Raw genomic sequence first — 9,544 nt, forward strand, 5'->3', positions numbered from 1 at the left:
AAAAATTGCCGGAGTATATGCCGGAAGCAGGGACAAGGAGTGCGTACGCAGCCTTTGGAATTCACTCTTCTCTCGGGAAGGAAAGCGGAAAAACAAGTCATATTGAACGGTTCAACCTGGCTCTCCGGCAGCGCGTGTCACGGATTGGAAGATTTAACCGCTACCCCTTAAGTGGTACCCTCATGACAAGATTCCAAGCAGGAAAAGTCATTTTTCTTGCAGCTGCAAAATATTTTTTCAGATCATTTGCAAGCAGGACGGTGAACAGCTGCCTGCCACTTTGCCGGTTAAGATGGTCACCTTCACCGAAATGCTCTTTCTGAATGGCATGGTGATCTGTGTAATCAAGTAGATGCGCCTTATTGTTCTGCAAATATTTCCTCAAATTGTCCATGTAGGCCAGCAGTTCCGGCGGCTGTTTGCCGGGTTCCAGATCGCGGCGGCGTTTCACCCGGATGAACACCGGCTGGATATTCTGCTCGCGGCACAGCTCAATTATTGGCTTGAGAAAGGTCTTTTCCGGCTGAAAAGTCATGTCCTCCTTCGCGCTGTCCTGCTGGCGTTCGTCGTCAAGCTGCCGCTGGTTGAGCAGGGCGGGAATCATCTTGCCGCTGGCAAAAACCGAAGCCGCAGCTTGGTCAACCGATTTAGTGTTAGGCAGGCGGAGCAGGATGCTGGCCGCTCTTTTCAAAACTACGTCAACAGCCTGTTTGTAATACTCTCTTTTGTTGAAAAGAGGAATATGTTTCTTCAGTTGCAGGCTGAGAAAATTTTCCTGACTGAGATAAGCCAGCCGGTCAAGCAGTGCCTCATTTTCGCCCGCCAATCTATCAATCAGCGGCTTGTGCTTGCCCGTGACCCGCATCGCTGGCAGCGTCAGATGATTGTCGCGGAAGACTATGCCGACAAGAACAGGCTTCTTTTTCAGCTGAGGGATGATATTTTTCACCGCTAAATACCACCAAGCCGAGCCGACACCGCCATTCCAGACAGCGGCAGCGGGCATGTCCAACAGCGATTCCAGTTGCCGCTCGTCAACGCCTTCACCGAGCATGGAATTGCCGATCAGAATCAGCTCCGGCTGCCGATGATTGAGCTTCCGCACCACGTCGTCATAGTATTTGTCACCAACCATGCCAGCCGCTTGCGGGGTGATCTGCCGGTCCACCAAAGCCATGCGCTGCGGCAGGCCGAAGGGTAGCGTGAAGAGGGCGAAGCAAAGCAGGACGGTGGCAAAAAGCAGGATGCTGCGGGCCATCAGAACTGGAAGTAAATGAAATCTTGTCCTGCTTCGCTGCGCAGCAGCACGGTCAGCAGGAGAAGGAGGGCGTAAACCGGGCTGCGCAGCAGGGGTGGAAATTTTTTTTCCGCCAAAGCCAGCAGGCCCAGCGGCAGCAGGTGAAAGGCGCAATGCACAGCGATGACTGCGGCGGCAATGTGCATATCGGCTGTCACCGGAGCAGGTGTCCAGAGCGCGGCTGCCAGCCAGCTTGCCGACGGCGCACGGAAAATCAGCCAGCCGAACTGGATGACAGCGAACATCAGCAGCCAAGCTGCCGCAGTGCCAAGTTTTCCCGCAGGCCGCCAGCGGCCGCCGAAACCCAGCGTGGCGTAAACAAAGCTGGCCAAGCCGTGATACAGCCCCCAGAGGACAAACGTCCACGCCGCGCCGTGCCAGAGGCCGCAGATCGACATGGTGAGCAGAAGCGCTGCGGCGTGGCGCAGCTGGCTTTTCTGCCGCGAACCGCCCAGCGGAATGTAGATGTAGTCCCGAATCCACGTGGACAGCGAAATATGCCACCGCCGCCAGAAATCTGAGGGCGAAATGGCGAAATAGGGAAAATTGAAGTTCTGGGTCAGCTCAAAGCCGAGCAGCCGGGCCGAGCCGCGCACCATGTCGGTGTAGCCGGAAAAATCAGCATAAATCTGAATGCTGAAGGCGAATGTGCCGACCAGCAGCAGGAGCGGACCGGGATTTTCCAGCATGAAAATTTTGTCCGCATAAAAAGCGAGGCTGTCGGCGATGACTAATTTCTTGAACAGCCCGCCCAGCAGCAGCGGCCACGCGGTGTTGAAGATGTTCCAAGCCCAGCGTCTGTCCTGCTCAATCTGTGGCAGGAGCGAGTTGGCCCGCTCAATCGGGCCGGAGAGCAGGAGCGGAAAGAAGGAGGTGAAGAGGGCGAAGTCAATGAAATTTTTCCGCACCGGTGTCTGGCCTCTATAGGTGTCAACTGCGCAGCCGACCAGCTGGAAGGTGTAAAAGGAGATGCCCGCAGGCAGAGCAAGCCGCAGCACGGCAGGCTGGACGCTGAGGCCAAGCGCGCCTAACATCAGCTGGGCACTTTCAATAAAAAAATTGAAATACTTGAACAAGGCCAGTAGGCCGAGGTTGACGCAGAGGCTGATCAGCAGGAAGCGTTTTTTCTGATCAGGAAAGGCGGCCATGCCCCGGCAGCAGCCGTAGGCTGTCACAGTGGCCGCAGCGATGATCAGGCAGAACCACGGTGTCACCCAGCCATAAAAGACATAGCTGGCCGCCAGCAGGAATAAATTTTGCGCCTGCCGCTGCCGCAAGGCCCAGTACGCAGTGACAACAACGGCCAGAAAGATCGCGTAAACGGAGGATGTGAAAATCATGTGCGCAGCTGCTGGTACAGCTCGACAGTTCGGGCGGCCACCCTGTCCATCGCGAAAAACTCTTCCATCCGCCGCCGGGCTGCTGCGCCGCAGCGGCGGCGGAATTCCGGCTCGTCGCAGCAGCGCAGCATGGCTGCCGCCAACGCCTTGCTGTCGCCGACTGAAACCAGCAGCCCGTTCTGCCCATGCTCCACCACCGCTTGGTTGGCTGGAATGTCGGAAACAATCGCTGGAATGCCCCAGCTTTGCGCCTCCAGCAGGGCGTTGGAGATGCCTTCCTTCCGCGAGGGCAGCAGCAGACAGCAGGTTTGCAAAAAATAAGGCACCAGATCAGTTTGATAACCTGCAAATTCAATGGATTCAGCGCAGCCGAGCTGCTCGGCCATGCGCCGCCAAGGACTGGCATCGCCGCCGCCGAGCATGATAAGGCGGGGTTCTGGACGCAGCCGGTGAAAAGCCGCCCAAGCCTCGATCAGCACATCAAAGCCTTTGTGTGCGGCAGACTGGCTGAAATTGCCGATATAGAGAAAATCCTTATTATTTTCTACCGAAGCAGTGCGGGCAGGCAGCTCGACCCCATTGGGGATGACGCTGATGCGGCTGGCAGGAACGCCGTTATTCAGCATGTCCTCGCGCATAGCAGGTGTAAGGGCGATGAAATGCGGTTTCCGCCGCCATGCGTCAAAGAATGCGGCGAAGGGAACGCTTTGCCGCTGCGGAAAAACAGGGATGTTGGACCCCTTGCAGACCACCGGAAAATGAAAAACATTTCCAGCCCAAGCGGCTAGCCCGGCAATCCATTCCGCTGTATGCACATGCAGAATGTCTATTTTTTTCCGGCAGAGGCCCAGATAGCAGAGCGTGCCAATGATGAAGGCGAGACTGTTGCTGTATTTCAGCAGAAATTCGAGAAAATTCTTGAATGTTCTGGAAATTTGATCAGCTTGCGGCGGAGCTGCAATGCTGGCGTTTTTCGTTTGCCCAAGTACTTGCCCGCTCTTGCGCCGTCTGTTCAGCAGAGTCTCCACTATCGGCAGCCGGACTATCCGCACGCCGCTTTCTTCTGTCTGCCGGGCAGGATCGGCCCAACATTGCCGGATGGTCAGCACTGTGCATTCATGGCCGAGGGCAGCCAAAGCGGCGGACAGTTTCCGGCACTGGCTTTCCGCGCCGCCTGCCGGTGTTGGCCAGTAGTAATAGCTCAACATGCAGATGCGCATCAGTTTGCCTGCTGGAGCAGCGTTTGGCAGAATTCACTCACGGGCGTGATGTCGGAAGAAACGCCGTCATAGATGTGGCAAGGAGCATTCCGCCGCTGCAAGGCCGCCGCCAGCCCGCGCAGCAGCTCCTCGCCGTGCCGCAGAACAGCCATGCGCTGATCTTCAGCAGCGTCAGCCAGCAAGACTGGCCAGCGCTTGCGCTGCCGCATCCGTTCCGCGCAGAGGGCCGCCGGGCTGGCAACAAAAATTACGCCACGCAGAGGCGGCAGCAGGTCAAGATACCGCTCTGTTTCCTCGCAGCTGCGGGCGATGGCAAGATTGCCGTAGAGGGTGAAAAAACGGTGGCAGAAGCCCTCGTCGGCAAGAATCAGCTCATCCGCAGGGCCCAAGTTCTCGAAAAGCTGCCGCTCCACACAGGAGGCGGCAAACGCGCCGAGCAGGTTGCGGATGGTTGATTCCGCTGCGCCGCTTTGGCTCAAGTCCTGCTGATATAAGGCGGACAGCGCAGGATAGTGGGCGAAAAAATTCAGCAGCTCCGGCAAGCAGTGATGCTCATGAACAAGGCGGCCCCAAATTGCATGAGGGAACTTTTTCAGCACGGCCATCAGTGGGCCGTCATCCTTCCGCCGCAAACAGAGCTGCACTGCTGCCTGGCGGTCCAGCGAGTTGATGCCCTGCTCTTTCAGCCTGCGGTGCAGCTCATGAGTTAGAAAGCTCTTGCCGGATCCGGGCAGACCGAACAGCTCGACAAGGACTGCCATGCAGTCTTACTGCCGGTCAGCAGCGGTTAGCGAGAAGCAGTTCCAGCCCGCCTGCCGCACCGAAATTTCGGCAGAATATTGGAGGCATTCCGCCAACACAGCCACCCGCGCCCGCACCTCATCAATCCCGGTGTCCGGGAATTTGACCGCCACATACTTGTCCCGGCTGTGCCGGTCTGGATGCACTTGATCCAGCACTGCCCGCCATGTCCGCTTCAGCATCCGCAATCCAGTCTCCGGCAGGCTCCATTTGCGTTCGAACGAGCGGGCGATCGGCAGCAGCTCGTCAATCATCTGCTCCGCCGCCAGGTTGCCCTCCAGCGAGGCAATGTGCCGCTGCAAGGCCTTGTCACGCCGTGCCGCAGCTTCATCAGTAAAATCCAACGTTCCGGCAAGAGCCTGCTCCAGCAGCCGCAGCAGTTCCTCCGGGCTGCACGCATGGAAGCTGCACGCATTGGGCAGCTGCTGCTCGTACTGATCCGGCTGTTCCTTGCGGTAGGCGAAGGCAGGTTTGCCGAGCAGATAGGCTTCGATGGCCGTGGTGCAGTTCCAGTGGATCAGCGCGTCGCAAGCTTGAATCCATGGCACAACATTGCCCTCGCGAATCACCTCGGTCTTGGGCATGGCGGCGGTGAAATTCCGCCAAGTGTCCAAGCGTTCCGAGGGATGCGGGCGGATGATCAGTGTGTGTTCCGGGAAATGCTGGCGGAGCTGCGGCAGCATTTCTTTGAAGGAACCCATCACGCTGGCCTGCGCCGTTGTCCAGCCTTCAAAAAAGCTAGGCCGCTCTTTGGAGATCGGGTACTGGGCGAAGGTCTGGCGCAGAGCCTCTGCGCCGTCAGCGCGGTTGGAGAAGGCGAAGCTGGTGTTGATCAAAATGATCCGCCCGTGCTGCCGCCGCAGTTCCGCCACGTCTTCCGCATAGACCTTGCGCAGTTCCGGGCGGAGCAGATCGAAGCGGGGATTTCCAGTGACGCGGATGCGCTCCGCCAGACTGCCGACCGCCGGAGCGATCACCTCGGCCTGATCTGGCCCCCAGGCGAAAAACAGCTCGGCCTCGGCCATGGACGGCGGATAAATGCGGAGCTGGCGGTAGGTTTCCGCGTCAAAGTAGACCAATCCCTCCTCGTCCAGCGCGGCGATGCGGTGTCCCAGCTCCCGGTAGCGGGCAAACCATTTTTGCTTGGTCTTTGCCACGCTTTTGTCAAGAAAAATGCCCCGGTCGAGCAGATCAACCAAATATTTCATCTCCTTCAGCGCGCCGACCACCACGTCAAAGCCTTTGCGGAGGGCGACAACAGCCAGCAGGAGCTTGGCATCCAGCTCCCGCACTTTGGTTTCAGCCGGGATGATCAGCAGCGGTTTCGAGGGCATGGTTCCGATGACGGTTATTTTTTTTGTGCAGCAGCTCGGCGACGATCCGTTCGACGATTTTTGAGTGCAGCATGTCCTGCTCCACATGCCGCGTGATGGCCGCCAACGCCGCGCTTCTGCGCTCCGGGCAGGTTAAAAAGAATTCCAGCCGTTCCTGAAAATTGCGGAAGGTGCTGTCGAAGAAAAAAGTTCCGTCAGCAATGTCCCGCCAGCAGGTGTCAACAGTTGGCTGGTCCATCAAGGGCAGCGAGCCTAAGGCGGCAGCCTCGTAATGACGGAAGCAGTCCCAGCCGCCGCCGGATACAGAAACTGTTATCTTGCTTCTGGCTATATGATCGCAAAATTCCTTGAAGGGCATGGAATCTGCCAGCACAATTTTCCAATTTGTTGTGTCAGCAAGGTTACTTAATTTCTCAATAGCTCGTATCCGCAAGGTACTTGTTGGTTGGCTACAAAAGAACACATCAATATCTTGTTCGTCTTTGCGCAATTTTTTTAAATCCTGATATTTCTGATCCTCGATTCCCAAAGGCATCCTGCGCATTTTTGCACAATGAGGAAGTAATTGTTCTCGCATCTTTCGCCAATGGGCAGGACGATGCTGATAATAGAGGAAAAAACGGTTGAATGGCAGTTCTCGTTTGTAATAAAATGTGCAATACTGTAGAATATGTTGACTTGATAGCGAAAGACATATCCAATCATCGAAATCAATAATAACGATTGGCACTCGATATGCTATTTTAGCAATACTATCTGTTATCCCTGAGAAACAGTTTAAACCTGTCGAGGATTCAGCATCCTTATTTTTCTTAAAAAATGCAACAAGATTCCTTAATTTTTTCATCCAGCTTGTCTTTTGGAAACTAAACAATGGAGTATCATGAGCTAATAATATTATTAGGTCAAAATAACCTGTTTCAAGTTGAGTTCTAAGCTCACTGGTGCTTGAAATAATATTTTGTTCAAGATATTCTTTGGCTATAACAGGATTATATAATTTATTGAGTTTAGATAAATTATCACAATTAAGAAGCGGATACTGTATGAAGGCATTTTTTTTTGAACAACAAAGTCCTCCTGCTACAAATGACGAAAAGGCAATCTTTGTGCAAGAACGCAAAAAAAGAATTCTCGGAGGCATTGTTAAATTTCAAAATATACTATATTTTATCTCGTATATGATCACAAATAAAAATATAAACTGTATAAATTGATTTATTTTTTATACAAGCAATTATTCTAAATATTAGTTTAATAAAACTATTGTTTTGATATTTATATTCTTTAGTAATTTGCTGTTGAAGAAATCGAATTGGCCTTAAAATTTTCTTTCCCGTTCTATATTCCAAGGAAGATGCAAGAATATCTCGTTGTTTCCTCATAGCTACAACCTCTGCATCCTTATGCAGTATAACAAGATCAACATATTTTCCAAATACATCTATATGATTACGAATCACATGAGCAAGCGACTCTTCCCTTTGCTTATTCAATTTTGTTCTTCTTGACCCATTTTGCCAATTATAACAAAAAAGATATTCATCAATGACATGAACTATCCAGCCTCGTTTGGTGATATCTAACCAAAAATTCCAATCTTCATATCCTGCTGTCTTCATACTTTCATTATATCCACCAATTTGCTCCCAGCATATTTTTCTTAACAGAGCACTACCTGCTAAACCTGAAGGGGTAAGAAATGATCTCACATCGCCTCCACGAGGCATTTTTCTAGATGAATCAAGACCAAACTGCTGTATTCCACATGCTACCACACCAACATTGGCTTGCTGCTCAAAAACCACTACTGCTTTTTCTAGAAAGGTTGGCAAAAAATAATCATCTGCATCTAAGGCAAGGACATACATTCCATTCGCATGTGATATCCCGATATTCCGTGCTGCCGATGGCCCATTATTATCTGTATGTAATACTTTTGTTTTTGGCTTATTGTAATTTTTCAACTTTTCTTTGCTATAATCATCTGTAGAGCCATCATTCACTATAATAATTTCGATATCTTTAATAGTTTGATTTAATACAGAGTCAACTGCTCTGTCAATATATTCTCCATGATTGTAGCATGGGATTACAGCACTTACTATAGGCATGACATTCCTTAGAAACCTCTAATATTGAATACCCCTTCAATACGATCAATAATATATCGTTTTACTCTATATAAAATTGAAAAATGCCTCTGGCGGATTCTATTGATTTCTTTAATGTTGAAAGCCGTCCCTATAGATGTTGAGCTGATACCATCAAATGGATAATTAGCAATACACAATTTTATAAATTTTAAATCAACCCCTTTATTGATAACTCTCAAAAAAAAATCCCAGTCACCGTATATTTTAAATGTTTGATCATAGCATCCGTATTTTTTAAACAATGATCTTTTAATAAATGTTGATTGATGATGCAGCGTTCTATGATAGAGAAATTTTCTTCTTACATCCTGTTGATCAAGTCTTCTAATTTTTGACTGTTTACGGAAACTATCAGGATAGATAACATTTAACCATCCGACAACAAGATCACCTTCTAATCGATTTGACACATTTTCGAGAACATTCTCATTATAAAACCAATCGCCTGCATTCAAAAAAATGCAATAATCACCTTGAGATAGATAAACTCCTTTATTCATGGCATGATAAATCCCTTCGTCTGGCTCAGAAACAAGATGAGTAAGAGCAGGATTGTCTCTGATTGCATTGACTGAATTATCTTGTGAACCACCATCAATAAATATCCATTCAAAATTAGAGAATGTCTGTTTAACTATTGACTCTGCTGTTTTTGCAGCACCTTGTTCGTTGTCAAGACAGACTGTGATGATTGAATACAGATGATTTCCCATAAATCTATCTCAAAAAAACGGAGTAAAATAATTGAGCAAGCGAGCAGTAAAAAAACAATAAATTATCAAGATGTCGCTCAGATCGGACAACCAGCCTTTTGAAGCCAGGCGAAAAGCCGTTCGACTTTCCAGCGGCGTTTATGCCGCTTCAGCTTTCGTCCGTCCTGAGTTTTTGGTACTGTCCTGTTGCTGAGGTGCGGGGCGACCAGCTCAACATTTGATTTTTCTGAAGATCATCATTGAGTTTGTCGCTGTCATATGCTTTGGCCGCCAATGAGCTTTTCAGGTTTTTCGGCAATGAAAAAACTGACCACGGCTCGTTTCCACGAGCACCGCTTCATGCGGCGCAGTGCCTGCAAGGCAGGCGGGGCGGCGGTAGAAGAGTCCGCAACTGCCATGATTCTGCCGCCTTTGCCGAGTTTTGTCCGGCTGACAGCAGCACCCCTTTTTTGACCGGAACAAAATTGCCGTCCCACGAATGCCTCCCGGAGGTTAATTTCGCCGCGCTCCTGCAAATCTTTCCACGACACGTCGGTCCGCAGTGCCCATAAGATGCCGTTCAAAATCTGGTGGTGGTTAAATAGAAAGTGATGCCTTTAATTTCAGATTGTAGCGGACAATAAAGAGGCGTGTTGCGAGTTCATGAAAATAAGCTGTTTTTGAAAACGACAATGTTTTCCGAG

Annotated in this window: 9 protein-coding genes; all 9 read right to left on the reverse strand. The window is 50.8% G+C overall.

Translation table 11 applies throughout. From position 1 onward, the window contains the following. Window positions 1-160: 160 nt before the first annotated feature. The 9 genes from ACNKID_RS07950 to ACNKID_RS07990 all read right to left on the reverse strand — a co-directional run bounded on the left by ACNKID_RS07950 (window position 161) and on the right by ACNKID_RS07990 (window position 9,259). Window positions 161-1,258 carry a hypothetical protein gene (locus tag ACNKID_RS07950; protein WP_417912905.1) on the reverse strand — a complete coding sequence of 366 codons (1,098 nt, stop codon included), beginning with the start codon at window positions 1,256-1,258 and terminating at the stop codon, window positions 161-163. Continuing rightward, a complete protein-coding gene (locus ACNKID_RS07955; RefSeq protein ID WP_417912906.1) occupies window positions 1,258-2,637 on the reverse strand; it encodes an MBOAT family O-acyltransferase in 1,380 nt (459 codons plus the stop codon). Before ACNKID_RS07955 ends, ACNKID_RS07950 begins: the two co-directional genes overlap by 1 nt. Next, window positions 2,634-3,857 carry a glycosyltransferase family 4 protein gene (locus ACNKID_RS07960; protein WP_417912907.1) on the reverse strand — a complete coding sequence of 408 codons (1,224 nt, stop codon included), beginning with the start codon at window positions 3,855-3,857 and terminating at the stop codon, window positions 2,634-2,636. Before ACNKID_RS07960 ends, ACNKID_RS07955 begins: the two co-directional genes overlap by 4 nt. Next, window positions 3,857-4,618, reverse strand: coding sequence for a hypothetical protein (locus tag ACNKID_RS07965; RefSeq protein WP_417912908.1), 762 nt, complete (start codon window positions 4,616-4,618; stop codon window positions 3,857-3,859). The genes ACNKID_RS07960 and ACNKID_RS07965 overlap by 1 nt, the downstream gene beginning before the upstream one ends. A gap of 6 nt (window positions 4,619-4,624) precedes the next feature. Next, on the reverse strand, window positions 4,625-5,992 hold the full coding sequence (locus ACNKID_RS07970) for a surface carbohydrate biosynthesis protein (RefSeq protein ID WP_417912909.1): 1,368 nt from the start codon (window positions 5,990-5,992) through the stop codon (window positions 4,625-4,627). Beyond that, on the reverse strand, window positions 5,958-7,136 hold the full coding sequence (locus ACNKID_RS07975; protein WP_417912910.1) for a hypothetical protein: 1,179 nt from the start codon (window positions 7,134-7,136) through the stop codon (window positions 5,958-5,960). The genes ACNKID_RS07970 and ACNKID_RS07975 overlap by 35 nt, the downstream gene beginning before the upstream one ends. Before the next feature lie 19 nt (window positions 7,137-7,155). Further along, window positions 7,156-8,106 carry a glycosyltransferase family 2 protein gene (locus ACNKID_RS07980; RefSeq protein ID WP_417912911.1) on the reverse strand — a complete coding sequence of 317 codons (951 nt, stop codon included), beginning with the start codon at window positions 8,104-8,106 and terminating at the stop codon, window positions 7,156-7,158. Between the two features lie 8 nt (window positions 8,107-8,114). Beyond that, window positions 8,115-8,861 carry a glycosyltransferase family 2 protein gene (locus ACNKID_RS07985; RefSeq protein ID WP_417912912.1) on the reverse strand — a complete coding sequence of 249 codons (747 nt, stop codon included), beginning with the start codon at window positions 8,859-8,861 and terminating at the stop codon, window positions 8,115-8,117. A 254-nt stretch (window positions 8,862-9,115) separates the two neighbouring features. Next, a complete protein-coding gene (locus tag ACNKID_RS07990) occupies window positions 9,116-9,259 on the reverse strand; it encodes a hypothetical protein (RefSeq protein WP_417912913.1) in 144 nt (47 codons plus the stop codon). Window positions 9,260-9,544 lie beyond the last annotated feature (285 nt).

Source organism: Candidatus Electronema sp. TJ, assembly GCF_048287355.1.
GTDB lineage: Bacteria > Desulfobacterota > Desulfobulbia > Desulfobulbales > Desulfobulbaceae > Electronema.